The organism is Nonomuraea ferruginea (assembly GCF_039540635.1).
Taxonomy (GTDB): Bacteria; Actinomycetota; Actinomycetes; order Streptosporangiales; family Streptosporangiaceae; genus Nonomuraea; species Nonomuraea ferruginea.
Genome location: NZ_BAABFD010000004.1, coordinates 61,506 through 84,740, shown reverse-complemented (window position 1 = coordinate 84,740; position 23,235 = coordinate 61,506). Strand labels below are relative to the sequence as shown.

The following is a 23,235-nucleotide window of genomic DNA, read 5'->3' as shown; positions in this document are numbered from 1 at the left end:
TGACCTACGCGGGCAGACCCGCCGCCTCCCGGATGGCGGTGACGGCCGCCGTCGGGTTGTAGTTCTCGGGCACGCCGTCGACCATGATGATGTCGCCCTCGATGTGCCGCGAGCGCAGCGGCGCGATCTCCCGGTACGCGGGCGAATCCCACCACGCCCGCGCCTCGGCGATCCCCGGGAACCCGATCATCACGACATGTCCGGGCCAGCTGCCTTCCTTCACCTCGTGCTGGGTGACGTGGACGAGGTAGCGACCGCCGTACGGCTCGAAGGTCCCGGGGAGCCGCTCGATGTACTCGGCGATCTCCGGGTGCGGAGCCGCCTCCTGCAGGTGGGCGATGACGTAAGCCGGCACGGTGTCCTCCCGATGAAGTCGTGTTCGGTGCGCTGCCGATCCTGACAGCTCCTCGTAAGCGGCGCGATTACCTGCCAGGTAGGTGAACTGGCATCGCAGGCCGCGTCCCGCGTTCCACGGACTGCGGAACCGCTGCCGACCTCGATGAGGAAAGGTCAGCGGCGGTCATCGCGATGCACTGCTCAGTCGGCCGGTCCGCCGGCGAGCTGCCGCCGCACCGTGTCGGCGTCCATCAGGTACCACATGGACTTGAACCGGCCGTCCTCGACCCGGTAGAAGGCGGTCTCGGCGAACGACACCGACGCCCCGGTGGGGGCCAGACCGTTCCACTCCTTGACCGGCGTTCCCGTGTCGACCAGGCGGGCGGCCACCCGGTCACCGTCGACGACGAGCTCCTGGATCTCCCAATGGAAGTCCGGCACCGCTTCAACGTGCTTGTAGAACTCGGCCACCATGTCGTCCCTCTTGACCGGGGTGCCGCCCATGATCACCTCGTCATGAGCGAAATCGGCCATGCGGTGGAACTCGCGCTTGTTCGCCAGATCGACGTACCGCAGGTAGAAGTCCCGCAGTTCCTCGGTCGACATACCCGAACGCGTCGCATCGGAGCTCATGATCTTTTTCCCATTGTGTCGATGCCGACCGGTTGACCCGGGATGGCTGTTCGACCGGAGCGGATGTTTTGTACCGCTCGGTTAAGAAGCAACCATAGCACGTTTTGTACCGATCGGTTCGCGGCCGGGTCGTCATCTCTACCGATCGGTACGATGGGCTCATGAGCACCGAGACGCCGACCATTGGACGACCGCGGGCGTTCGACGAGGAGGCGGTCCTCGACCGGGCCGCCGAGGTCTTCTGGCGACACGGCTACGAGGGTGCGTCCATGACCACCCTCACCAGCGCGATGGGCATCAACCGACCGAGCCTGTACGCCACGTTCGGCAGCAAGGAGCAACTGTTCGAGCGCGCCTTCGCGCGCTACCGCGAGACCCAGCTGGCCCAGGTCCGCGCCGCACTCGACCAACCCACCGCCTACGCCGCCATCGAAGCGTTCCTGCGCTCCAGCGCCGACGGCCTCACCGCCGACGACCACCCCCTGGGCTGCCTCTCCATCCAGGGAGGCCTGGCCTGCTCGCCCGAGAACGCCCGCATCTCCGAGGTCCTGGCCGCCGGCCGGGCCGCCAACGAAGCCGCCGTCGCAGAACGGCTGTCTCGCGCGGCGAGAGAAGGAGACCTCCCACCCGGCGTGGACCACCGGGCACTGGCACGATTCGTGATGGCGCTCAGCGAGGGATTCGCCGTCCACGCCGCCTCCGGCACCAGCCGTGAAGACCTCCAGGCCTCCGTCGACATCGCCCTGCGAGCCCTCCTCCCATCCCAGCCCTGACGGACACCGCCACACGGTCGGCTCGCCGAGCCGACCCGCCCTGACCCGACATGGGCCCCGGCGGCTGACAATCAACGGAGTACCCGGCCACCGCCGCCGGTCTCAACCCGGTCCACCATCGTGGCCTGGCCTGATCCCTTGGCCAGGATGATGAAGCACCGGACGGCTCTCCCGGTTGGCGACTGATGGAGACCACAGCGGCGGGCGAACTCACCGGCCGCCCAATCCAATGGCTCCACGAGAGCCTGCTCGCCATGGATCCCTCGGGTCGCGAAGGTCAGGACCTCTTCGAGTAGGAATCACTCCCTGTTCCGTACGGCGCTGCTGAGGCCCACACAAAAGGCCCTCCCAGATTATCCGGGAGGGCCTTTGCCTGGGAGCCGCCTTCGGGATTCGAACCCGAGACCCCTTCATTACGAGTCAAGCGGAGGGCCGTGGTCGAGAGGCCTGCGCCGCTGCTCAACCGTGTGACGCTGTACGAGACGATCAGGCTGTGTGAGGCGGCGTTGCTGTACTTCCCTGCTGTACAGCAGACCGCAGCAACCCGCGTGTCCGGTGGCAAGCCGACCCGGAGCGCAGGGCCGCCAGGCCCGAGCACCGGAAGCGGCGCGGCAGCCTCGCTTTGCGCAAGAAACCTGCTCAGCCTCTCGAACAAGATCAGGGACGCCACGCGTAGGACCGCGATCGCTGCTGGCAGGCTTCGCTGTCGTTACTGCGTGGCTACAACCTTGCCCCAGCATGCACTGCGTGGACCAGTAGGACCGCTCAAGCCTTCCCCCTCCCTCCTAGCTTCCGGCGGTGCTACGTTTGCAGCGTGAATCCCTTGATTGACGGCCTGGTCAAAGGCTTCCGTGCAAGCAACGAGATAGGCGATCTGTCCAGTAGTGACGTCTTTGAGCTATTTGCTGCCTCGCTAGTTCTCGGCGATCAGCTTGTAAGCCAAGTGGAACTCACGGATCTCCTCCTTGACAAGCACACGATTGGGCTCGATGTCGTAGCCATCGAAGTCAACGGCCAGCTCGTATGGGACCGAGATGATGTGGATGACGTGTGTGATGGCGCGGCCCACATAGAAGTATCTATTCACACTTTGCAGGCCAAGCAGTCGGAACACATAAACTCTACTGACATATTGGCGCTCGGGGAGGCTGTGAAGCGCTTCCTCCAAAAGGAGGACCTCGCAGATTCACCAAAACTTGAAAGCCTCTCCGAAGCCCTTCATCACCTTTTCAGCACTCACGCACAAAAACTTCGATCCCAACCATCTGTGCACATGTCTTTTGTTACTACAGCACCACAGAAGACGATCACAGATAAGACGGTGACCCAACGACTGGAATCCGCCAAGGAGCTGGTTAAGAGTGTGGGTTTCGTTGGCGAAGTCACAGCGCGCTGTTTTGGTGCGGATGATCTACACGACCTCCACGTAAGGCAGTTTCATGCCAACAAGGTTGACCTTCTAATTCCCAAAAGCGTCTCCCTTCCAGCCATGCCCGGAATCAAGCAGGCGTTCGTGGGACTGATATCTGTCGCCGAGCTCCTGAAGATGATATGTCGACCAGACGGCTCTCTCGACGAACAGGTCTTCTTCGATAATGTACGTGGCTTCCAAGGAGACGCTAACCCCGTAAACAGAAAGATCGTCGAGACGCTGGGATCGGATGCTAGGAGCCTGCTTCCTGTCCTTAATAATGGGGTCACCGTCGTGGCCCAGAGCTACACCCCGTTGCCCGCAGACCACTTTCTCGTTGAGGGTTATCAAATAGTCAACGGGTGCCAGACAAGCCATTGTGCCTATATAGCCAAGGACGAACTGGGCGCCGACGCCGAGAACGTGTTTGTCCCACTTCGTCTAGTCATAACAGACGATGATGATGTCGCAATCAGCATCATCAGAGCAACTAATTCTCAAACTGAAGTCAAAGAGGACGACCTAGTTGCTTTGAGCAAGTTTCAGAAGCGACTGGAAGAGTTTTACCGCATGGACTCGGCCGAGATTGGCCTCACTTACGAGCGCCGCGCGGGCCAATTCTATGGACTAACTGTAACTAAAACTCGCCTGGTCAGCGTCGCCGACCAACTTAAGTCTGTATCTGCGATGCTACTCAACCGCCCTCATCTCGCATCAAGATATCCCAGTAAGCTTTATGCCGAGGCGGGCGACTCTGTTTTCCGAGACGAGCACAAAATCCTCCCCTACGTGGTCGCCGCCTATGCGGCGTATCGACTAGAGAATGCCTTCAGAGGTGGACTCGACTCACGCTTCAAGGTAATCAGATACCACATACTTATGGTTGTTGCGTATCAGATCCTGGGCGAGCCGCCTGCTCAGCTACACACGCCCACGAGCGAAAAACAGGCAAACAAAATCATTGCCGAACTTCGCGCTCCGCAACACGTAGAACTATTTAAGAGAGCAGCTGAGTTCATTGAAACCTCGGCGGGGGGATCGATCCCTACTCGGGATCGATTGAAGCGACCGGGCTTCACTACCGAGCTTATTCAGAGGCTGAAGGACGAGGCTGCAAACGGCGATTGACAGTGGCCTACGATCCGCTCTAGGCATATACGACTATGGAGCGTGGTGTAGTCCGTTCTCGTTCATGAAATCCACGATCGTGCGCCTACCCACTGTGACTGCGGTGGTTGAGCGCGTGGCGGTGCTGGCCGCGACCGGCCGGAGAGCCGCAGCGCGGCCAGCGACCGCCCAACGCGCGGCAGGCCGCCGCAGGCGGACTGCCCTTGATGACGTGCAGATAAGTTGCTTTCTGGGCTGTCCGCCGCTGTGTCTGGTGGTACTTGAGCTACTGGGGGCAGGGCGAGGCGGTGGCCCAAATCCGGATCATGCTCGTGAGGTAAGTCGTTGCTGGCCCTTCGTCGGCAGTGCCGGTGAGGTGCATGACCGGGGTGTCGGCTGCTGGCGTGCCGTAGGCGTGGGTGTTGACGAGCAGTTCGTCGTCGGCCTGGTAGATGGAGTTGTAGAGCACGGTGCGGTGAAGCCGGATCTCCACCCCTTGGACCCGGAGCAGGGGCCGGAACAGCGCCAGCGCGTTCATGACCCTGGCTGCCATCACCTCGGCGCCGATGCCCTCGTCGGCTCCACGCTGGGCAACGGCCTCCCCTTCGGGGTCACCCAGAAGGATGCGGACCTTCACGTCGGCCTTGGCTCGGGCCGTGAGGGCGTCGAGGACTGCCCGGTCTTCGGCAAGGAACAACGCGCTGTAAGCCAGGATCCCGATCTCGCGTCGGGCCGCGCTGAAGTGATTACGCCAGACCGCTTGGGGGACGGCCCAGCGGTGGGGATAGATCGCCCTAACGCCTTCGGCGAGTGCCTGGTGTCGTGGCGCGATCTCCGGCCATAGGTCGGCCTCGTCGACGTGCAGGAGATCGGCGACGGCCCAGCGGTGGCGCGGGTACGGGACACGTCCCTGAAGCCATCGGCTGACGGTCTTGGGGTCGACGGCCAAGGCGGCGGCCACATCGGTGGCGGTGAGCCGGGCGGCGGCCAGTGCGTAGCGGAGGTTGTCGTTCACGACCGCCTGCCCCTTCCGGAAGGTGACCTGTGCTGCGACGTTAACATCAGACGTCCCTAGACGTCCCCAAGTTGCGGTGTTCCCGCCCCGCCCGCCGGGGCGAACCTCGACCCACAGCACACGAACCCCGCACCGACGTCAGGGAGACTCGCCATGCAGACCAGCAAGACCATCAAGGACCAGCAACGCGCCTACGCCCAACGGCTGCTGGCCGCCCTCGGCAAGCACCTGTCCGCACGGGACGTCACGGCGGTGCTCATCATCACCGCAGACGGCCGCCCCGCCCTCGACGTGACCGACCGCCGGGGCCGGATGCGGCGGGTGTTCGTGCACCTGTCGTTCTGCTGGTTCTACTGGGGCGACCAGAACGACGAACGGGTCTCCTTCCTCCAGATGGCCGGCGCGGTGGAGCGGATCGAGCAGGCTGCCCGCGACGGCTGGCACGACGGCGAGCAGGGCGAGCTCAGCATCAATCTGGACCAGATCCTCGATGCCCACCGCGGCTGAGACGATGGCCGAGCGCCGATGGCTGACCGGCGGGCGCGCCTACCCCCAGATCGCCGGCCGCATCCGCGACCAGATCCACACCGGTCAGTTCCCGCCCGGCACGGTCCTGCCCTCTGAAGCGGAGCTGTCCCGGACCTTCGGCGTCGCCCGCAACACCGTCCGGCGCGGCCTGGCCCTCCTGGAGAAGGAAGGGCTCATCGTCACCGTCCCGTCCAAGGGCCACGTGGTCGCCGGGCAACCCGGAACCACCTCGTACCGGTACCAGGAGATCGCCTCGACACTGCGCGGGCAAATCCAGTCCGGCGACCTCGCCCCCGGTGCGGCGCTGCCAAGTGAGGCCGAGCTACGCCGCCGCTTCACCACCTCGCGCAACACCGTGCGGCAAGCCCTGGCCGTCCTAGAGCACGAGGGGCTGATCGTGGCCGAACATGGCCGGGGCCGCTTCGTCCGCGATTGACACACCCTCTGGCGAGACGTCCGGGGACGTCTCGCCTCGCCCACTGGATTCACGGGCGGCCTTGCCGCCTATCGTGAACCACGTGGGACAAGTTGAGTGGGCCTACGGCCTGGCCAAGAACCTGCTGAAGGCGAAGCTGCCCCGGCGCTGGGCACACACCCAGGGGGTCGCCGAGCAGGCCGAGCGCCTGGCTCCGATCCTCGGCGCGGACGCCGACACGTTGATCGCCGCGTGTCTGCTGCATGACATCGGCTACGCCCCGGATCTGGTCGACACCGGCATGCATCAACTCGACGGCGCCCGCTACCTGCGTGACGTGGCCGGGGCTGATGAGCGGCTGTGCCGCCTGGTGGCCTACCACTCGTGCGCGGACAACGAGGCCCGGCAACGCGACCTGTTCGATGTGCTGGCCAAGGAGTTCGACCAGGAGCGGCCCGATCTCGCGCGGGCGCTCACTTACTGCGACATGACCACTGATCCGGACGGGCGGCATCTGGATGTGCGCGACCGGCTGGCGGAGATTCACTCCCGGTACGGTCCCGAGCATGTGGTGAGCCGGTCGATCACTGCTGCGACGCCGTGCATCGTGTCGTCGGTGCGGGAGGTGGAGGCGGCGCTAGCCGATGTGCGGCAGGCCGGTTCCGGCTAGGTAGTGCTCGATCCTCATCCTCATCGACGCAGCCATGGGCAGCGCCAGCACCTCGTCACGCGGCACCCAGCGCACTCGGCGTGACTCCGAGCTGGTGGCCGGAGTCCCCGACACCGCCCGGCCGGTCACGACGATGGAGAACTCCTGCCGGACTTCGCCGTTGCTGGTGTAGAGGATCACATGACCCGGGTCGGTGTAGGTGCCGACGATGCCGGTGATCTCGCAGGTGATCCCGGTCTCCTCCAGCGTCTCCCGTACGGCGGCCTGCGGCAGTGACTCGCCCAGATCGATGGCCCCACCGGGGACGGCCCAGTTGTCGTTGTCGGACCGCTGGATCATCAGCACGTCGCCGTGCTCGTTGGTGACGATGACGTTGACCGAGGGAACCAGGCTGTTGGCCGTGGGCGCGTCGGGGTCGTGGTGGAAGTCGATGCGTCGTGCCATCGTCAGGACTCCACCGGCTTGGCCTGGTCCCATACCCTGTCGAAGCTCTCGGCGTAGGTGGCGACCATGTCTCCTCCGGCTACCCGGCGTAGGTGCAGCACGGGGGCGTTGCCGGCGCGGGTTCCGTACACGTGGGTGTTAATCAGGTACTCGTCGTCTGCACGGTAGATCGAGTTGTACAGCACCGTGCGATGCATCCGGATCTCGACGTTGTCCAGCCCGCTGATCGGCCGGTACAGCACCAGGGCGTTACGGATCTGCGCGGCCAGACCGTCGCCGCTCTCCTCGTCGGCGCCTCGCTGAGCGACCTCGGCGCTGTCGGGGTCTCCGAGCAGGATGCGCACCCGTACCCCGGCGCGGGCCTTTTCGCCGAACAGCCGGACCATGCCGCCGTCGTCGGCCAGGAAGAGTCCGCTGTAGACCAGGACGCCGATCTCCTGTGAGGCGGCTGCGAAGAGTCGTCCCCAGATGTCCCGGGGTACCGACCAGCGGTGCGGGTAGACGGCGATGATCTCGCTTCGTGAGGCGGAGGTCACTTGTTCGGGGCTGAGCGCTTCCGGCCACAGGTACGCCTCGTCCACCCCCAGGTACGAAGCGGTGGCAAAGCGGTGTTTTCGGTACGGCTCACGGCCCTTGGTCACCCACCGCTCGACCGTCTTGGGATCCACTTGGATGGCCTGGGCCAGATCGGCGATGGACACGCCTTTTCGCAGCAGGGCCGCGCGTAGCCGTTCGTTCGCCATCTCTCCCGCTCCATGGGACGTCCGGGGACCTGGCCATCGTAGGCCGGACGTCTTGAACATGTCCCGTCGTGTAGTGATCTCGTCCTGACACTCCGTCGCATTCTCGGTTCGCAAGCAAGAACAACGAACCGAAGGAGGCGATCGGACATGAGTCACGAGATCTACCCCGAGCCCATCTGCGCCTGCGGCGCACACCTCGACGAGGGCCAGAGCCGGTGCCGCAAGTGCCACGCGCGGGAGCGGTGGATCAAGAAGCAGGCGGCCAAGCGCACCCGGCGTGCCGGTCGGCGCGGTGAGACCCGTCGTCCCCCGCGCGCTCCGCGCGGCCTGGCCTCGGCGGGGGTGATCTGGTCATGACCATGATCCCGCTGATTATCGCCGGAGTCATCGGCGTCGCGCTGCTGGTCGGGTACGTGGCGGTGCTGGTCGGCATCCGCCGGGAGGACAAGCGGCTGAGCCTGCGGCAGAACCCGGATGGGGCGTCGGCGGCGCTGGCCCGGCGGGTTACCGGCTGCTACGTCCGGGGCGGCGTGTCGTGGACGTAGCCAACTGCTCTTCGACCTTCGCCAACCGGACGGACAGGTCCTGGACGGTGGCGCGCAACTCGGCCAGCTCGTCACCGGCCTTCGGGTCCGGCGGAAGTTCGCCGGCCTCGCGGACAAACACGCCCTTGCCCTGCTGGCCGATCACCAGGCCCTCGGTACGCAGCACGCCCACGGCGAGCTTCACCACCGACAGGGACGCGCCGTACTGCTCGGCAAGGCGAGTGGTGGACGGCAGCGGGGTTCCGGGCGCAAGGGACCCGCCGCGGATCTGCGCGCGCAGGTCGTCGGCGATCTGGAGGTAGGCGGGGCGTCCGGTGTTTTTGACCATCGCCCTTCTATCTCACCACGAATGTTCGACCTGGCCAACCGAGGGAACATTGACAACCGAGCCAACTAGGTTAACTATGTTGCTCACGATGAAAGAGGAGGTCACCACCCATGCGTTCCGTCCCCATCCCCGTGGATGTCAGCAAACTCGCCATCACCTGCGTCAAAGCACCCCGCCCGCGCGTCCTCAACCGCGACACCGGCGAGATCAAGACCGACAAGAACGGCAACACCGTCTACGAAGTCACCGTCTCGGTCGAGGACGAGTTCGGCCGGATCGAACTCGTCAAGATCGGCATCACCGGCGAACCGCCCATCGGCGTCGGCGACCAGGTCAACGCGGTCGGCCTGCTCGGCTACGTCTGGGAGATCGCCGGCCGGTGGGGCATCGCCTACCGCGCCAACGCCCTGCTCCCCGTGCGGGAGGCCGCCGATGCGTGACGCGCTCCTGCTGCTCACGGCCTCCGCCGTCATGGTGGCGGGGCTGTGGGCCTGGCGCCGCTGGCACTACCCCTCCTTCTGGCTCGCCCTCGGCTTCCCGATCGTCGCCCTGTCCGTCCGCGCCTCGTGGCGGCGGGTGGCGCTCGGCTGCGGACTGACCAAGAAGCGGCAACGCTGGTGGTTCACCACCGTCCCCGGCGCGATCGCCTCCACCGGCCTGGTCAAGGTCCGCCGCCGCTTCCAGCGGGTCGCCGTCGACACCAAACCGTTCATGTGGCTCCCGCTGCCGACCCGGCACGGCTGGCGCGTCACCCTGCACACCCTCGAAGGCCAGACCCCCGGCGACTACGCCGACGCGGCCGAACGCCTCGCGCACTCCTGGGGCGTGCACGCGGTGCGGGTGTCCTCGCCCCGGCCCGGCCGTGTCGTGCTCATGGCCACCATGCGCGACCCGCTCGTCACCGTCGCCCAGCTCCCGGCCTCGCCCGAGCTGCTGAAGGTGACGGTCGGACGGTTGGAAACCGGACAGCCGTGGGTGATCGACTTCCGTACGGTGCCGCACTGGCTCAACGCCGGAGCGACGCAGTCCGGCAAGTCGAACCTCGCCAACGCGCTCATCGTCGGCCTGGCCCCGCAACCGGTCGCCCTGGTCGGGTTCGACCTCAAGGGCGGGGTGGAGTTCACCCCGTACAGTCCACGGCTGTCGGCGCTGGCGACCTCCCGCGCGGAGTCGGTCGGCCTGCTCGCCGATCTGGTCGGGCTGATGACCGACCGCATGGGCCTGTGTCGTCAGGCCGGTGCCCGCAACATCTGGCAACTCCCGCCCGCCATCCGGCCCGTCCCGCTCGTGGTCCTGATCGACGAGCTGGCCGAGCTGTACCTGATGGCGGACAAGAGCGAGAAGGACGAGATCGCCAAGACCTCGACCGCGCTCCTGCGGGTGGCCCAGCTCGGGCGGGCGTTCGGCCTCTACCTGTTCTGCTGCGGCCAGCGCATCGGCTCCGACCTCGGGCCTGGGGTGACCGCGCTGCGCGCCCAGTGTTCCGGCCGGATCTGCCACCGGGTCAACGATCCCGAGACCGCGACGATGACCCTCGGCGACCTTGACCCGGCTGCGCTCGTCTCCGCGCGGGCCATCGCTTCCGAGACGCCGGGCGTGGCGATCGTCGCGAGCCAGGACGGCCAGTGGTACCGGGCGCGCTCCTTCTACGTCACCGAAGCCACCGCCGAACACGCCGCCCACACACACGCGCACCTCGCCCCGGCCTGGGACGAGATCACCGCCCACCTGCCCGAATCCATCACCGCCTGAATCCCGCCTGAACTCATGAAGGAGGAACGATGCGACGCTTGGCCCGCTGGCTGCTCGACACTGGCCCGGTTCTCGTCCTGGCCGTCATCGCGGGTGCCGGATCGTTCACCCACATCCGCGACACCGCCACCGAGCACGGCCAGACCGGCTGGATGGCCTGGGCCGTCGCCGTCTGCATCGACCTGACCTGCGTCATGGCCGCCCGCGAACGCCAGCGAGACAAGAAGACCGGCAACAGCCGGCCCGGCCGCATCACCTGGCCCGTCCTCGTCCTGACCGGCGGCATCGTCCTATCGCTGGCCGCCAACCTCGCCCAAGCAGAGCCAACCGTCTGGGGCTGGATCACCGCCGCCACCCCGGCCGCCGCCTTCCTCATCGCCGTCTCGATGCTGGAACGCCGCGCCACCCGTCCCGAGCCGTCCACCGTCCCGGCGGCCTCGTCCTCGTCCGCGCCGGTCCTTGCCTCGCCCCCGGTCCCGCAACTCATCCCGCATGAGACCCGCGACCAGGACGAACCGCAGGACGACCGAGACGGGCATCTCGCGCCCGCCCTTGTCGACTTCGCCCGCCGCGTCGCCGACGAACACCACGCCAAACACGGCCGACCCGTCACCCGCGACGCGCTCCGCGCCCACCTGGGCGTGTCCCACAAACTCGCCGACGACCTGCTGCGCACCCTGCGCACCGCCTGAAGGGAGACCCGCACCGATGACCCACGACCACCGCGCCGCCCTCATCAACGGCCTACGCGAACTCGCCACGTTCCTGGAGGCCAACCCCCTGCCAGAACCGCGACCGTGCACTTCTTCCCGCGCCACACCAGCGACGACGACAACCGCGCCGAAATCGACCAGATCGCCGCCCGCATTGGCTCGCTCCTCGACTCCGACGACCTCCCGCACGGCCACTACGCCACCTCGCGCTTCTTCGGCCCCGTCGAGTACCGCGCCGTGGCCATCTTCACAGCCGCTCGTGCCCGCTACGACGCCCAGAACAGTTACCGCGACTGCATCCAGCCCGACGACCTCACGCCCGCCACCTGACCAGGAGAACCGCTCATGCGCATCCGTATCGACGGCACCCGGGCCGAGATCATCGACGCCCTGTTCCGCCTGCGCCTGCACTTCACCGTCTACGCCGTGTCCCGCGCCTACCCCGACCGCGCCCGCCCCCACCACTGGCGCGTCTACCTCACCACCCGACCGCGAGAAAGGAAGTAACGCCGTGACCGATGACCCGCTGGTGATCCGCTACCGCTGCTGCACCTGCGGCGGCACCGGCCTGACCGGCGAAGGCGACCGGTGCGGCGACTGCGACGGCACCGGCATCGACAACCACGGCGCATAAGCGCAGCGCCCCCGGCCTGGCCGCACATCCGCCAAGACACACGCCAGGTCGGGGGCCATCCCCATCACCCGAACGAGTGAGAGGAGGTCTCCATCTTGCCCGCAACCCATGCCAACGCGCACGCCATCCCCGGCATGATCAAGCGCCTCAACCGAGACGACTACGACCGCTGGGCATCCCAGATCCGCCACACCGGCGGCTGCCGACAGCCCATCCACCTCCGTGGCAAGGTCGAACACTACGACCGCGCCACCGGAGCCCTGCTCCACCGCTACACCACCCGCAGCGAGCCTGACGGCGTCCTGCGGGTGCCGTGCAAGACCCGCCGTGCCTCCCGGTGCCCGTCCTGCGCCGAGGTCTACCGCGCCGACACCTACCAACTCATCCGCGCGGGTCTCATCGGCGGCAAGGGCGTGCCGGACACCGTCACCGCGCATCCGACGCTGTTCGTCACGCTCACGGCTCCGTCCTTCGGCACCGTCCACGCCCGCCGCGAGCACGGCGGCAAGGTGCAGTCCTGCCACGCCCGCCGTAACGCCGAGACCTGCCCGCACGGTCGCGTCATGTCCTGCACCGAACGGCACGGCAAGGATGACCCGCGTCTGGGCGAACCGCTGTGCCCGGACTGCTACGACTACACCGGCAGCGTCCTGTTCAACGCGCTCGCGCCGCTGCTGTGGAAGCGCTTCGCCGACTCCCTGCGCCGCGCCCTCGCGAAGGCCGGCGGCCTGGTCCTCAAGGACCTGCGCCACCACCTAAGGCTGTCCTTCGCCAAGGTCGCCGAATACCAGCGGCGCGGCGTCGTCCACTTCCACGCCGTCATCCGCCTCGACGGCCCGAACGGCCCCGCCGCGCCGCCACCGGCCTGGGCCACCGCCGACGCCCTGGCCCTGGCCGTCGAGCACGCGGCCCGTGCGGTCTCGGCCACCGCACCCGCCCACGAGGGCCAGCCCGAACGCGTCCTGCGCTGGGGCAATCAGCTCGACATCCGCCCCATCACCCTCGATGGCGACCTCACCGAACAAGCCGTCGCCGGTTACATCGCCAAGTACGCCACCAAGGCCGCCGAATGCGTCGGCACCCTGGACCGGCGCATCCACTCAACCGACACCCTGGAAGCCTTCAACCTGCGCCACCACGCCCGCCGCCTCATCACCACCTGCCTGCACCTCGGCGCCCTCCCGGAGCTGGCCGAACTGCGGCTTGCCGAGTGGGCGCACATGCTCGGCTTCCGCGGCCACTTCTCCACCCGCTCCCGCCGCTACTCCACCACCCTCGGCGAACTCCGAGCAGCGAGAGAACGCTTCGTTCACACCGAAGAGGTCACCCACGGACGCCTTCCTCTCTTCGAGGAGGACACCGTTCTCGTGATCAGTGAGTGGGAGTACGCGGGCAAGGGCCACTCCCTCGGAGACCAACTCCTCGCCGCCGCCCTGACCGGAAACCAGCTCGGAGGCCCACATGACCTCTGAACTGCTCACCGTCCCCCAAGCCATGGCCGCGCTGAAGGTCAGCCGCTGGACCCTCTACAACCTCATCCGCTCCGGCGAACTCCCCTCCATCGTCGTCGGCGTCCGTTGCCGCCGCATCCCGTCGTCCGCCCTGGACGCCTACGTCACCCGCCTGTGCGAGGAGGTCGCCTGATGGGCAAGCGCTCAAACGGCGAAGGTTCGATATTCCCGTACAAAGGCGGTTGGGCAAGCTACATATGGGTCACCACCCCAGAGGGCAAGCGCACCCGCAAATGGGCCTACGGCAAGACCCGCGAGGAAACCCACGACAAGTGGCTCAAGCTCCACGACCAGGCCCGCAAGGGACCCGTGGCCACCAAGCACGAAACCGTGGCCGCCTTCCTCAGCCGCTGGCTGGCCAACGTGGTGCAGCCCAACCGCGAGCCGACGACCTACGCCGGTTATGAGGCGCTCGTTCGGCTCTACCTCGTCCCCGGCCTGGGCAAGAAGCGGCTCGACAAGCTCACCGTCCGGGATGTCCAGACGTGGCTCAACACCCTTCCGGCCCTATGCACCTGCTGTGCGCAGAAGAAGCAGCGTAAAAAGCCGTGCTGCTCCATCGGTAAGTGCTGCGAGGACCACCCATCACGGGGCACCATCGAGAGCATCCGCCGAGTCTTCCGCTCGGCTCTCACCCACGCCATCCGCGAGGAACTGATCTCCAAGAACGTCGTGGCGCTGACCACGCTGCCCAAGATGGCCGCGAAGAAGCGCAAGCACATCGTGTGGAACGTCGATGACGCCCGGAAGTACCTGGAGCACCTGCGGGCCACCGACGAACCGCTCTACGCGGCCTTCGTGCTCATGCTCGTCCTCGGCCTGCGCCGTGGTGAAGTCCTCGGGCTCACCTGGGGCAGCATCGATCTCACCAGCCAGGAACTGTGGGTCTCGCACCAGCTCAACCGTGTCCACGGCAAGCTACTCCACCGCGACACCACCAAGACCACCGACTCGGACGCCTCGCTCCCGCTCCCGGCCCTCTGCGTCGCCGCGCTCAAGCACCGTCGCCGAGTCCAGGAGGACGCGCGCAAGGAGGCCGGCGAGAGGTGGAAGGACTCGGATCTCGTCTTCACCACGCGGTACGGCACACCCGTCGAACCCCGGAACTTCAACCGATCCTTCGAACTGCACGGCAAGGCCGCCGGAGTCCCGCGCATCCGTGTCCATGACACCCGGCACACCTGCGCCTCGATGCTGGCTGCCCTCGACGTACACCCGCGCGTGGCTATGCGCATCCTGCGGCACTCGCAGATCTCGGTGACCATGAACGTCTACACCCAGATCGCCAGCCCGGAGACCCGCAAGGCGCTCGACCAGCTCAACGAGAGCCTAGACCGCTAGAGACGGTTGCTGTACAGCGCTGCTGTACGAGATCGAAAAAGGCCCTCCCGGATCATCCGAGAGGGCCTTTCACCTGGGAGCCGCCTTCGGGATTCGAACCCGAGACCCCTTCATTACGAGTGAAGTGCTCTGGCCGACTGAGCTAAGGCGGCATGCCGCGAACGGCTGCCAAGAGTCTACAGGAGCCACGGGGTACTTCGCTCCCGACAATCCACCCCTACCCCGACGTACCAGCCTCCAGGATCGAGACGATGGAGAAGAGCGTGAAGCACACGGCCCCCAGCCCCACCAGCACCCGGGCCGGCACGAAGAAGGAAGCGTCGGAGACCTCCGCCTCGAAGAGGAAGGCCGCGAAGAACAGGCAGGCCAGTGCCGTGGCCACCGGGATCATGGGGATGCGGTTGGCGAGCGGGAAGGACCGGCGCCAGACCAGGGCCAGGAGCAGGGCCTTGGACAGGATGCTGTAGCAGATCAGGCCCAGCCCGATGAGGACGCAGCCGGGCGCGATGCGGTAGGGCTCGTCGGAGGCGGCGAGGACGTAGATGCCGAAGAGGATGTTGATGGTGCCCATGGCGATGACCAGCCAGCTCCAGCGGAAGCGTTCGGGCTCGTCGAAGGCGTTGCGCACCTGGCGGACGATGCTGGCGACCAGGGCGATCAGGCTGGCGCAGATGGCGGCGAGGCCGAAGACGACGTGGCCTGCCGTGTAGTGGGCGGCGTCGGGCTGGGCCATGAGGATGAAGGCCCAGATGAACCCGATGAGGGCGCAGACGAGAGGGAACGCGATGAGGATCTTCCCCGTGGTCGCCGAATAGGCTTCCATGGGCGCCTCGTCCTCCCGCTTCCGGGCGTCGTTGACCGAGATGAGGGAGAAGCTGGTCGAGGCGGTGGCCACGGTGCTGACGCAGACGCTGATCAGGCCGACGCCGGCGACCACGTGGCCGGCCACCAGGTTCTGGGGTTCCCCGCCTCGGGTGATGAGGACGATCCCGTAGATGATCGTGAAGAGGGCGACCGCGTAGCCGCTGACGGGCAGGACGACGCGCCAGATCTTGTTGTAGCGGTCGATCAGCTGGCGGATGATCGTGGCCGCGGTGGTGAAGAGCGCGTAGCAGATGGCGGCCAGGGCCACGACCACGTGACCGGCCACGAAATGGTTGGAGTCCGGGCCTCCCGCGTAGATGTACAGGCCGTACGCGGCGCAGATGACGCCCATGACCAGTGGTATGGCGCGGAAGATCACGCTCATCGTGAAATTCACCGTTCACCCCCCGACAGGCCATGCCTACCCGAGGGTGACAATCAGTAACCGAACGGTGACGCCGCTTACTCCGTAAGATCCTCCCCTGCGCCGTACATCTTGTCGTGCTGCCGCCGCGGCGAGCAGACGGACGCCGACGGGCACGCGCAGCGCCGCCCCCCGTCGTCCAGACGGACCGTGACCGTGTCGGCCGGAACGTTGTGCCCGATCACGGTTCCGTCGCCCTGCGGCGTGGTCACGCGGCTGCCGGAGCGAGGCATCCTGTACCGGGTCTCGACGTACAGCGGATGCTCGTACTTCAGGCAGCACATCAGCCGCCCGCAGGCCCCGGCGATCCGCAGCGGATTGACCGGAAGATCCTGGTCCTTGGCCATGCGAACCGACACCGGCTCGAAGTCCTTCAAGAAGGTCGCACAGCACAGGTCCCGCCCGCACGGCCCGATCCCGCCCTGGAGCCGGGCCTCGTCGCGGGGGCCGATCTGGCGGAGCTCCACCCTGGCCCGCAGGTTGCGGGCCAGATCCCGTACGAGAGCGCGGAAGTCGACCCGGTGCGGGGCGGAGAAATAGACCGTGTAGACGTTCTCCTTGTCCAGGAAGTCGACGCCCACCACCTTCATCGGCAGGCTGTGGCGTTTGATCAGTCGTTTGGAGACGCTGCGGGCCTCGGCCCGGCGGCGCTTGTTCGTCTCGTCGCGGGTCAGGTGTTCCTCGCCCGCTATGCCCTCACACACCGGCAGCCCGGTGATCTCCTCGCTCGTGTACTGCGGCGCCCACACGCACTCCGCCACCTCGGGCCCGGCGTCGGTCGGGACCAGGACCTTGTCGCCCACTTTCGGGCTGTGCCCGCCGGGATCCAGGTAGTAGAGCCGTCCGTAGCGGGTGAAGCTCACGGCCATGATCATTCCCATGGGCTCGTGCTCGCCTCCTGACGGCCTCGGGGGTTCTTACGGCCTTCGTTGACACATTACGTGTGCGATCGCGTGAGCGTGAGGGGCGCAGGGCGCTATTCGCAGGCTTCGATCGCGTCGGCGCGGATGCCGAAGCGGGCGTGCAGGGCATGCTCGGCGAGGAGACACTTCTGGTCGATGACCTGCGAGACACCCGGCATGCGCCCAAGCTCGGCGGCGAGTTTCCTCCTGGTACGGAACTCCGTGCCGGGCCGGAGGACGGCCCGGTAGCTCTCAGGCATGTCGCTCATCCGAGTCGCCGAAACCAGCGCTTCGTTGTGCGCGAACGACTCACGGAAGTTCTCGAACGCGGCCTCCTGGTCCTCGAAGGTGACCGACTGGACTTCCGGCAGGGCCGCGAGCGCCCGCGACACCGCGGCCTTCTGCGCGCCGCTCGCGGTCTTCCCGCCGCAACGCTCCCTCTCGGACGTGCACAGGAAGACCGACAGCTCCATGTCGGCATCGGACAGAGCCGCCTTGAGCTCGCCCAGGGCCACCACCTCGGCGACACCCGGCACCTGCCCAACCTGGCGGGAGATGCTCTCGATGTCGGCTCCGGGCCGCGTCACCAGCCGGAACGCCTGGGGAAGGTCGTCCGGGGTGATGCCCTCGACCAGGGAAGGGTCGTCCGAGTAGAAGGCGCGCATAGCCTCGTAGGCGCTGCGCCGGTCCTCGAAGTGGACCTCGTCCACTCCCGGGATGCCGCGCAGCGCGTTCTCGACAACCCGTTCATCGGCATCACACTGAGGGTCCGCCGCGATCCTGCACAGGTAGACGGCCAGGTCGGCCTGGTCCCGGGGCGGTGCCACCGCCACCGAGGGCCCGTCGCCGCCTGGCAGAAGCGGGGCCATGATCACGGCGAGCATCACCCCGACCGTCACCGCGATCCCCGTGGCGATCCAGCGCGGGCGCACCCGGCTCCGGCGGCCACCGCGCAACGGCGCGATCGTCTCGACCTGGACCGTCTCCCCGGCCTCCGCGAGCGCGCCGCGCAGACGGTCTTCCACAGAGCTGTTCATGAGTCCTCCCCAAGAGCCCGGCCGAGGGCGGCCAGCCCTCGCGCGATCGTCGACCTGGCGGTGCTCGCGCCGATCCGCATGGATTCGGCGATCTCCTGGTCGGTGAGATCCAGGTAGTAGCGCAGGGTGAGCGCCTCCCGCTGCCTTCGCGGCAGCCCCTGCAGGGCCGCCAGCACCGCACGCCGATCTTCCGAGAGCATGACGGCGCTCTCCGCCGACCAGACGGGCGGTTCGTACGGGACCGCCCGCCTGAACACGGTCGCCCGGCGGCGCAGCACCGACCGGCAGCCGTTGAGCACGGCCGAGCGCACGTAGCCCAGCGCCCTGCCGGGATCGCGCAGCCGGGCGCGGCCGGCGTGGGTGCGGGCGAAGGCATCCTGGACGACGTCCTCCGCCGTCGCCTGATCCCCCACCATGATCAAGGCGAGGCGGACGAGGCCGACCTGGTGCTCGGCGAAGATCGCCGCCACATCGACCCGCTCGCGCGTCAGCGCCTCTCCTTGGGTGACGAGTTCGACTTCCACATCACAGAGACGCTTCACCCCCGCATCTGCTGCCTCACTTGGGGACGTACGTGAGCCCCAGGATGCCGGAGTCGATCCGCTTGACGTCCACCAGCTTCAGGTGGGTCGCGGGGATGCCGTCGTAGAGCCGCTCGCCGCCGCCGGCGATCGTCGGGAACAGCCAGAACAGGTACTCGTCGACCAGCCGGTGCTCGAGCAGGGTGCGGCTCAGCTCGCCGCCCGTGCCGACCTTGAGTATGGTCCCGCCGGGCTGCTCCTTGAGCTTGGCGACCCCCTCGGCCACGTCACCGTCGATCAGCGTGGCGTTCCAGGTGGTCTCGCGGAGCGTCCGCGAGGCGACGTGCTTGGGCAGGCTGTTCATCCTGACGGCGTACTCGCCGTACCCCTCCTCCATGCCCGGCCACACCTGCGCGTGCGCCTCGTACGAGACGCGCCCGTACAGCAGGGCGTCCACGGAGAACAGCAGGTCCCGTGAGATGGCCTCGTATTCGCCGGACCAGTTGGGCACGACCCACTCCTGCGGGGTGCTGATGACCCCGTCCAGCGTCACGACACCCTGCTCGATGATCTTTCGCATGATCTCGTCCTCTCATTCGACTCACCGACGCGTCGAACGAGAGAACGGGGAATCGACACGCCTTCACACGCGAAGTGCCAGCATCATCGACTCGACGGCGATCTGCGGGTTGACGTTGAGGTCGAGGCGCTCGCGGCAGCGCATGACCGCGTCGACGCGGCGCAGCGTCTCCTCCGGCGTGGTCGTACGGGCGAGCTGGTCGAGGTCGAAGCGGAGGTCGTCGTTGGCCAGCTCGACCGTGGCGCCGAGCTGCATGGCCAGCACGTCGCGGTAGAACCACACCAGCTCCAGCAGCGCCGCGTCGAGCGAGTCGCGCTTGATGCGGGTGGCGCGGGACTTCTGCCGGTCCTCCAGCTCCTTCAGGGCGCCCGCTCCCCCGCGTACGAGGCCGCGGTTGAGGCCCTTGCCCGTGGAGCCCTCGCCGTAGACCTTGCGCAGCTCGCTCGTCTCGGACTCGTTGAGCGTGGCGGTGGCCGCGGCGGCCTCCTCCTCGGCGGTCTTGACCAGGCGTTCGGCGGCCGTCACGCACTCGCCGACGCCGGTCAGCGACCGCGGGATGGCCAGGACGGCCTCGCGCCTGGCCCTGGCTCCCTCGTCCAGCGCCAGCGCGCGGGCGCGCGGGAGGTGCCCCTGGGCGGCGCGGGCGGCGAAGCGGGCGATGTCGGGGGGCACGGAGTCGCGGGTGGCCAGGACGTGCGCCACCGCCTCGGTGGTCGGCGTGGTCAGGGTGACGAGCCGGCAGCGGGACCGGATGGTGATCATCAGGTCGTCGGGGGCCGGGGAGCAGAGCAGCCACACCGTGCGCGGCGGTGGCTCCTCGATGGCCTTGAGCAGGGCGTTGGCCGCCGACTCCGTGGCCCGGTCGGCGCCCTCGAACAGGATCACCCGCCAGCGGCCCTGCGTCGGCGCGCCCGCCGCCCGCAGGATCAGCTCGCGGGTCTGCTTGACGCCGTAGGAGAGCCCGGCGGGACGGACCTGCTCCAGGTCGGGATGGGAGCCGATCAGCACCTGGTGGCACTGGTCGCAGTGGCCGCAGCCGCCGTCGGGGCAGAGCAGCGCCGCCGCGAACGCCCGCGCCGCGTCCTCGCGGCCCGAGCCCGGCGGGCCGGTGAACAGCCAGGCGTGGGTCATGCCCGCGCCGCGCCCGCCCGCCACGACCTCGGCCGCCGCCGCGGCGGCACGCGACAGCACGGAGACGGACCGGTCCTGCCCCACCAGGTCATCGAAGACGCCCACGCGACAAGGCTAGTCGCGGATGGCGGGCATCGTGCCCGTGACGTCTTCGGCCTCGCGCGGCACCGGGTCGGGCAGGATCTCGCGTACCCGGTCCTGGACGACCGCGGTGATCTGCTCCGGCGGCAGCGTGCCGTCGACGACCAGGTAACGGTCGGGGGCGGCGGCGGCCAGCGCGCGGAACTCCTTGCGCACCCGCTCGTGGAACTCCAGCGGCTCCGACTCGATCCGGTCGGCCGCCCCGCCGAGCCTGGTCAGCCCGACCTGTGGCGGGGTGTCGATGAGCACGGTCAGGTGCGGGACGAGCCCGCCGGTCGCCCAGGCGTTGACCTTGGAGACGTCGTCGGGGTCGAGGGAGCGGCCCGCGCCCTGGTAGGCGAGCGAGGAGTCGACGTAGCGGTCGCACACCACGATCGCGCCCCGGTAGAGCGCCGGCCGGATGACCTTCTCGACGTGCTCGGCCCGGTCGGCCGCGTAGAGCAGCGCCTCGGCCCGCCCCGACAGCCCGCGCTCGGCGGCGTCGAGCAGGATGGCGCGCAGCCGCATGCCGACCTTGGTGGCGCCGGGCTCGCGGGTCTGCACCACGTCGTAGCCCTGGTCGCGCAGCCAGATGGCGATCATCCTGGCCTGGGTGGTCTTGCCCGACCCCTCGCCGCCCTCGAAGGCCACGAACAGCCCCGGCATCCGCTCGGCCGGCTCGCCGCGGAAGCTCTTCCCCCGCACGGCCGTGATCAGATCGGTCAGGATCGGCACGCCCTTCCTGTCGTCCATGTGGCGCAGGCTGAGCACGCCGACGACCACCGCCAGCACGCCGCCGAGCAGGAGCACCAGGTTGGTGCCGTTGAACTCGTAGCTCAGCGCGCCCACGTCCACGCCGCGCCGGCCGAACAGCGCCGCGAGCGGACCGGCCACGGAGACCACCAGCAGCAGCGTCACCCGTGCCGTGGACTGCAGGAACGAGAACGTGCGCCCGCGCAGGCCGTCTTCGACCTCCAGGCCGATGAGCGTGTAGCCGATGATCCAGGCGATGCCGGCGCACGCCCCGAGCATCACGGTCAGGATGACCACGATCACCAGGTTGTGGACCAGCGCGATGGCGGCCAGCACGAACCCGGCCACGACCAGCGACAGCCCGAACAGCCGCCGCCGCGACAGGCCGCTGAGCAGCCGCAGCCCGAAGAACATGCCCAGCGCCATGCCGACGAAGACCGCGCCGAACACCACGCCGTAGGCCGCGTCGCCGCCGCCGAGGTCCTCGACGTAGAGCTTGGCGACGCCGATGACCGCGCCGCCCGCCGCGAACGCGCCGAGCATGCCGATGATCAGCCCGCGGACCAGGCGGTTGCCGCCGACGAACCGCCACCCGTCGACGATCTGCCTGAGCACCGACGGCGTGGAGATCGCCCCGTCGCGCTTGGGGATGTCGCGCAGCGTGAAGATCAGGGCGGCCGACACGAGGTAGGCGCCCGCGTTCACGATCAGCGGCAGGGCGGTGGGGTCGAGCCCGGCCAGGAGCGGCACCACGCTGCGGCCGACGTCGGCCACCACCGACAGCATCGCGAACACGGCCGCCGCGACCGGCGCGCTCCCGTACGTGACCAGCAGGTTGAGCTGGTTGGCCGACTCGAGCTGCTGCTTGGGCACCAGGTTGGGAACGGTGGCGTCCTTGGCCGGCACCCAGAAGAGGTTGACGCACTCCACCAGGACGGTGGCGATGATCACCCACTGGTAGCTGTTGACCACCGGGATCGACAGCACCACGGCAAACCGGGCCACGTCGGAGAACACCATGGTCAGCCGCCGGTCGAACCGGTCGGCGAAGGCCCCCGCCAGCGGCCCGAGCAGCACGGCGGGCAGCATCTTGGCGACGAACACGCCGCCGATGGCGAGCGATTGCGTGCGGAAGTCGCCCTGGGTGAGGTTTCCCGCCAGCGCGGTGAGCGCGAGGAGGTTGAGCCAGTCGCCCAGGCTGCACACCGACATGGCCGCCCACAACCTGCGGAAGGGGGCGTTGGCCAGCACGTGAGCCTGACGGCTTCGGCCGATGGCGGTCATGATGTCAGCGTATCCAGGTGTTCTGGGAGTGGGATGACAGCGACGAGTCCGGAAATAACGGACTGGTCGTCGCTGAGGGTAGTACGTCCATGGCCTGGTGCGCATGGCACACCGGGCGAATGGGCCCCACCAACAACATCGCCGGGGGCACGCCGCCGTTTCACATCCGCGCCCTGGCCCGCTCGATGACCGGCGCCCAGCGCGACCGCACGCCCGCCGGCAGGTCGAGCTCGTCCCACAGGTCGACCAGCAGCAGCTCGTCGACGTACGTGAGCAGCTGCTCGGAGTCGCCGTCGCGCAGCAGCGCCGAGTATGCCTGGCGGCGCTGCTCGCGCACGGACAGGTCGTAGGCCCGCTCGCGCACCCGCACCCGGCCGAGCGCCTGGCCGACCGGCAACCGCGGCAGCCTGTTGGGGACGCCGCCGGTGAACTCCACCTTCGGCTCCAGCGCCAGCCGGAACCCCGCCGCGTCGAGGATTCGGCCCGCGGTCTCCAGCGTGGGCGACTTGCGGGCGTGCTCGTAGGCCGACAGCGTGGTGCGTGACGTGCCGCACACCCCCGCCAGCTGCTGCTGGCGCATGCTGGCCTCGTGACGTGCCTGCTTCAGCAGCAGGGCGCCGCGAGCGGCCCAGAAAGTGACGTCGGGCAGCCCTCCACCGGGGGAAGACATGAGTGACCACCTCCGAAGTATCCGCCGGGATACTACAGCATGTAGCCGAC

The 23,235-nt window shown here is 67.9% G+C and carries 30 protein-coding genes and 1 tRNA gene; 16 read left to right on the top strand and 15 right to left on the bottom strand.

Features of this window, described 5'->3' with window-relative positions; translation table 11 throughout:
- Positions 1 to 4: 4 nt before the first annotated feature.
- Both ABD999_RS09215 and ABD999_RS09210 read right to left on the bottom strand, forming a co-directional pair.
- The gene (locus ABD999_RS09215) at positions 5 to 355 is read right to left on the bottom strand and encodes a DUF1330 domain-containing protein (RefSeq protein ID WP_219545028.1); all 351 of its coding nucleotides are present in this window, start codon (positions 353 to 355) and stop codon (positions 5 to 7) included.
- Between the two features lie 182 nt (positions 356 to 537).
- Positions 538 to 969, bottom strand: coding sequence for an ester cyclase (locus tag ABD999_RS09210; RefSeq protein ID WP_271275272.1), 432 nt, complete (start codon positions 967 to 969; stop codon positions 538 to 540).
- Between the two features lie 161 nt (positions 970 to 1,130).
- Here ABD999_RS09210 and ABD999_RS09205 point away from each other — a divergent pair, with 161 nt between their 5' ends.
- Together ABD999_RS09205 and ABD999_RS09200 are read left to right on the top strand one after the other, a co-directional pair.
- A complete protein-coding gene (locus ABD999_RS09205; protein ID WP_271275271.1) occupies positions 1,131 to 1,742 on the top strand; it encodes a TetR/AcrR family transcriptional regulator in 612 nt (203 codons plus the stop codon).
- 814 nt (positions 1,743 to 2,556) lie between these two features.
- Positions 2,557 to 4,281, top strand: a complete 1,725-nt coding sequence (locus ABD999_RS09200) for an AIPR family protein (RefSeq protein ID WP_345482649.1) — start codon at positions 2,557 to 2,559, stop codon at positions 4,279 to 4,281.
- Positions 4,282 to 4,546: 265 nt separating this feature from the next.
- Here ABD999_RS09200 and ABD999_RS09195 read toward each other — a convergent pair whose 3' ends face one another.
- Positions 4,547 to 5,275 (bottom strand): XRE family transcriptional regulator, encoded by a 729-nt coding sequence (locus ABD999_RS09195; RefSeq protein WP_271275269.1) that lies wholly within the window; start codon positions 5,273 to 5,275, stop codon positions 4,547 to 4,549.
- 153 nt (positions 5,276 to 5,428) lie between these two features.
- Here ABD999_RS09195 and ABD999_RS09190 point away from each other — a divergent pair, with 153 nt between their 5' ends.
- From ABD999_RS09190 to ABD999_RS09180, 3 genes are all read left to right on the top strand, one after another.
- On the top strand, positions 5,429 to 5,782 hold the full coding sequence (locus tag ABD999_RS09190; protein ID WP_271275268.1) for a hypothetical protein: 354 nt from the start codon (positions 5,429 to 5,431) through the stop codon (positions 5,780 to 5,782).
- Entirely contained in the window at positions 5,766 to 6,239 is a 474-nt protein-coding gene (locus ABD999_RS09185; RefSeq protein WP_271275267.1) for a GntR family transcriptional regulator, read from the top strand. The genes ABD999_RS09190 and ABD999_RS09185 overlap by 17 nt, the downstream gene beginning before the upstream one ends.
- A gap of 82 nt (positions 6,240 to 6,321) precedes the next feature.
- The gene (locus tag ABD999_RS09180; RefSeq protein ID WP_271275266.1) at positions 6,322 to 6,888 is read left to right on the top strand and encodes an HD domain-containing protein; all 567 of its coding nucleotides are present in this window, start codon (positions 6,322 to 6,324) and stop codon (positions 6,886 to 6,888) included.
- Here the strand turns inward: ABD999_RS09180 and ABD999_RS09175 are convergent.
- Together ABD999_RS09175 and ABD999_RS09170 are read right to left on the bottom strand one after the other, a co-directional pair.
- Entirely contained in the window at positions 6,856 to 7,332 is a 477-nt protein-coding gene (locus ABD999_RS09175; protein WP_271275265.1) for an NUDIX hydrolase, read from the bottom strand. The two genes, ABD999_RS09180 and ABD999_RS09175, sit on opposite strands and share 33 nt — an antisense overlap.
- A gap of 2 nt (positions 7,333 to 7,334) precedes the next feature.
- The gene (locus tag ABD999_RS09170) at positions 7,335 to 8,075 is read right to left on the bottom strand and encodes a helix-turn-helix domain-containing protein (RefSeq protein WP_271275264.1); all 741 of its coding nucleotides are present in this window, start codon (positions 8,073 to 8,075) and stop codon (positions 7,335 to 7,337) included.
- Positions 8,076 to 8,222: 147 nt separating this feature from the next.
- Between ABD999_RS09170 and ABD999_RS09165 the strand changes: the two genes are divergently transcribed.
- Positions 8,223 to 8,432, top strand: a complete 210-nt coding sequence (locus tag ABD999_RS09165; RefSeq protein ID WP_271275263.1) for a hypothetical protein — start codon at positions 8,223 to 8,225, stop codon at positions 8,430 to 8,432.
- A gap of 2 nt (positions 8,433 to 8,434) precedes the next feature.
- On the top strand, positions 8,435 to 8,620 hold the full coding sequence (locus ABD999_RS09160; protein ID WP_271275262.1) for a hypothetical protein: 186 nt from the start codon (positions 8,435 to 8,437) through the stop codon (positions 8,618 to 8,620).
- Here ABD999_RS09160 and ABD999_RS09155 read toward each other — a convergent pair.
- Positions 8,580 to 8,948 carry a winged helix-turn-helix domain-containing protein gene (locus ABD999_RS09155; protein ID WP_271275261.1) on the bottom strand — a complete coding sequence of 123 codons (369 nt, stop codon included), beginning with the start codon at positions 8,946 to 8,948 and terminating at the stop codon, positions 8,580 to 8,582. The two genes, ABD999_RS09160 and ABD999_RS09155, sit on opposite strands and share 41 nt — an antisense overlap.
- A gap of 110 nt (positions 8,949 to 9,058) precedes the next feature.
- Between ABD999_RS09155 and ABD999_RS09150 the strand changes: the two genes are divergently transcribed.
- The 9 genes from ABD999_RS09150 to ABD999_RS09110 all read left to right on the top strand — a co-directional run bounded on the left by ABD999_RS09150 (position 9,059) and on the right by ABD999_RS09110 (position 14,899).
- On the top strand, positions 9,059 to 9,388 hold the full coding sequence (locus ABD999_RS09150) for an SCO3933 family regulatory protein (protein ID WP_271275260.1): 330 nt from the start codon (positions 9,059 to 9,061) through the stop codon (positions 9,386 to 9,388).
- The gene (locus ABD999_RS09145) at positions 9,381 to 10,700 is read left to right on the top strand and encodes an FtsK/SpoIIIE domain-containing protein (protein ID WP_271275259.1); all 1,320 of its coding nucleotides are present in this window, start codon (positions 9,381 to 9,383) and stop codon (positions 10,698 to 10,700) included. The genes ABD999_RS09150 and ABD999_RS09145 overlap by 8 nt, the downstream gene beginning before the upstream one ends.
- 29 nt (positions 10,701 to 10,729) lie before the next feature.
- Positions 10,730 to 11,392 (top strand): DUF2637 domain-containing protein, encoded by a 663-nt coding sequence (locus ABD999_RS09140; protein ID WP_271275258.1) that lies wholly within the window; start codon positions 10,730 to 10,732, stop codon positions 11,390 to 11,392.
- A gap of 105 nt (positions 11,393 to 11,497) precedes the next feature.
- Positions 11,498 to 11,743 (top strand): hypothetical protein, encoded by a 246-nt coding sequence (locus ABD999_RS09135; RefSeq protein WP_271275257.1) that lies wholly within the window; start codon positions 11,498 to 11,500, stop codon positions 11,741 to 11,743.
- Positions 11,744 to 11,758: 15 nt separating this feature from the next.
- Positions 11,759 to 11,920: a hypothetical protein gene (locus ABD999_RS09130; protein WP_271275256.1), complete on the top strand. Its 162-nt coding sequence runs from the start codon at positions 11,759 to 11,761 to the stop codon at positions 11,918 to 11,920.
- 4 nt (positions 11,921 to 11,924) lie between these two features.
- Positions 11,925 to 12,047 carry a hypothetical protein gene (locus tag ABD999_RS09125; RefSeq protein WP_271275255.1) on the top strand — a complete coding sequence of 41 codons (123 nt, stop codon included), beginning with the start codon at positions 11,925 to 11,927 and terminating at the stop codon, positions 12,045 to 12,047.
- 134 nt (positions 12,048 to 12,181) lie between these two features.
- Positions 12,182 to 13,519, top strand: a complete 1,338-nt coding sequence (locus tag ABD999_RS09120) for a replication initiator (protein ID WP_271275312.1) — start codon at positions 12,182 to 12,184, stop codon at positions 13,517 to 13,519.
- Complete coding sequence (locus ABD999_RS09115) at positions 13,509 to 13,691, top strand: helix-turn-helix transcriptional regulator (protein WP_271275254.1); 183 nt, start codon at positions 13,509 to 13,511, stop codon at positions 13,689 to 13,691. The genes ABD999_RS09120 and ABD999_RS09115 overlap by 11 nt, the downstream gene beginning before the upstream one ends.
- The gene (locus ABD999_RS09110) at positions 13,691 to 14,899 is read left to right on the top strand and encodes a site-specific integrase (RefSeq protein WP_271275253.1); all 1,209 of its coding nucleotides are present in this window, start codon (positions 13,691 to 13,693) and stop codon (positions 14,897 to 14,899) included. Before ABD999_RS09115 ends, ABD999_RS09110 begins: the two co-directional genes overlap by 1 nt.
- Before the next feature lie 78 nt (positions 14,900 to 14,977).
- On the opposite strand, the gene ABD999_RS09105 is transcribed toward ABD999_RS09110, so the two are convergent.
- The 9 genes from ABD999_RS09105 to ABD999_RS09065 all read right to left on the bottom strand — a co-directional run bounded on the left by ABD999_RS09105 (position 14,978) and on the right by ABD999_RS09065 (position 23,185).
- Positions 14,978 to 15,051 (bottom strand) — tRNA-Thr (locus ABD999_RS09105).
- A 65-nt stretch (positions 15,052 to 15,116) separates the two neighbouring features.
- Positions 15,117 to 16,148, bottom strand: coding sequence for a DUF2776 family protein (locus ABD999_RS09100; protein WP_271275252.1), 1,032 nt, complete (start codon positions 16,146 to 16,148; stop codon positions 15,117 to 15,119).
- A 77-nt stretch (positions 16,149 to 16,225) separates the two neighbouring features.
- Entirely contained in the window at positions 16,226 to 17,068 is an 843-nt protein-coding gene (locus ABD999_RS09095) for a PSP1 domain-containing protein (protein ID WP_378525211.1), read from the bottom strand.
- 95 nt (positions 17,069 to 17,163) lie between these two features.
- Complete coding sequence (locus ABD999_RS09090; protein WP_271275251.1) at positions 17,164 to 18,126, bottom strand: permease-like cell division protein FtsX; 963 nt, start codon at positions 18,124 to 18,126, stop codon at positions 17,164 to 17,166.
- Complete coding sequence (locus tag ABD999_RS09085) at positions 18,123 to 18,650, bottom strand: sigma-70 family RNA polymerase sigma factor (protein ID WP_261808962.1); 528 nt, start codon at positions 18,648 to 18,650, stop codon at positions 18,123 to 18,125. The genes ABD999_RS09090 and ABD999_RS09085 overlap by 4 nt, the downstream gene beginning before the upstream one ends.
- A gap of 34 nt (positions 18,651 to 18,684) precedes the next feature.
- Positions 18,685 to 19,227, bottom strand: a complete 543-nt coding sequence (locus ABD999_RS09080; RefSeq protein ID WP_271275250.1) for a dihydrofolate reductase family protein — start codon at positions 19,225 to 19,227, stop codon at positions 18,685 to 18,687.
- A 63-nt stretch (positions 19,228 to 19,290) separates the two neighbouring features.
- Positions 19,291 to 20,463, bottom strand: a complete 1,173-nt coding sequence (locus tag ABD999_RS09075; RefSeq protein WP_271275249.1) for a DNA polymerase III subunit delta' — start codon at positions 20,461 to 20,463, stop codon at positions 19,291 to 19,293.
- 9 nt (positions 20,464 to 20,472) lie between these two features.
- Positions 20,473 to 22,515: a dTMP kinase gene (gene tmk, locus ABD999_RS09070; RefSeq protein WP_148035682.1), complete on the bottom strand. Its 2,043-nt coding sequence runs from the start codon at positions 22,513 to 22,515 to the stop codon at positions 20,473 to 20,475.
- A gap of 160 nt (positions 22,516 to 22,675) precedes the next feature.
- The gene (locus ABD999_RS09065) at positions 22,676 to 23,185 is read right to left on the bottom strand and encodes a helix-turn-helix domain-containing protein (protein ID WP_148035683.1); all 510 of its coding nucleotides are present in this window, start codon (positions 23,183 to 23,185) and stop codon (positions 22,676 to 22,678) included.
- Positions 23,186 to 23,235 lie beyond the last annotated feature (50 nt).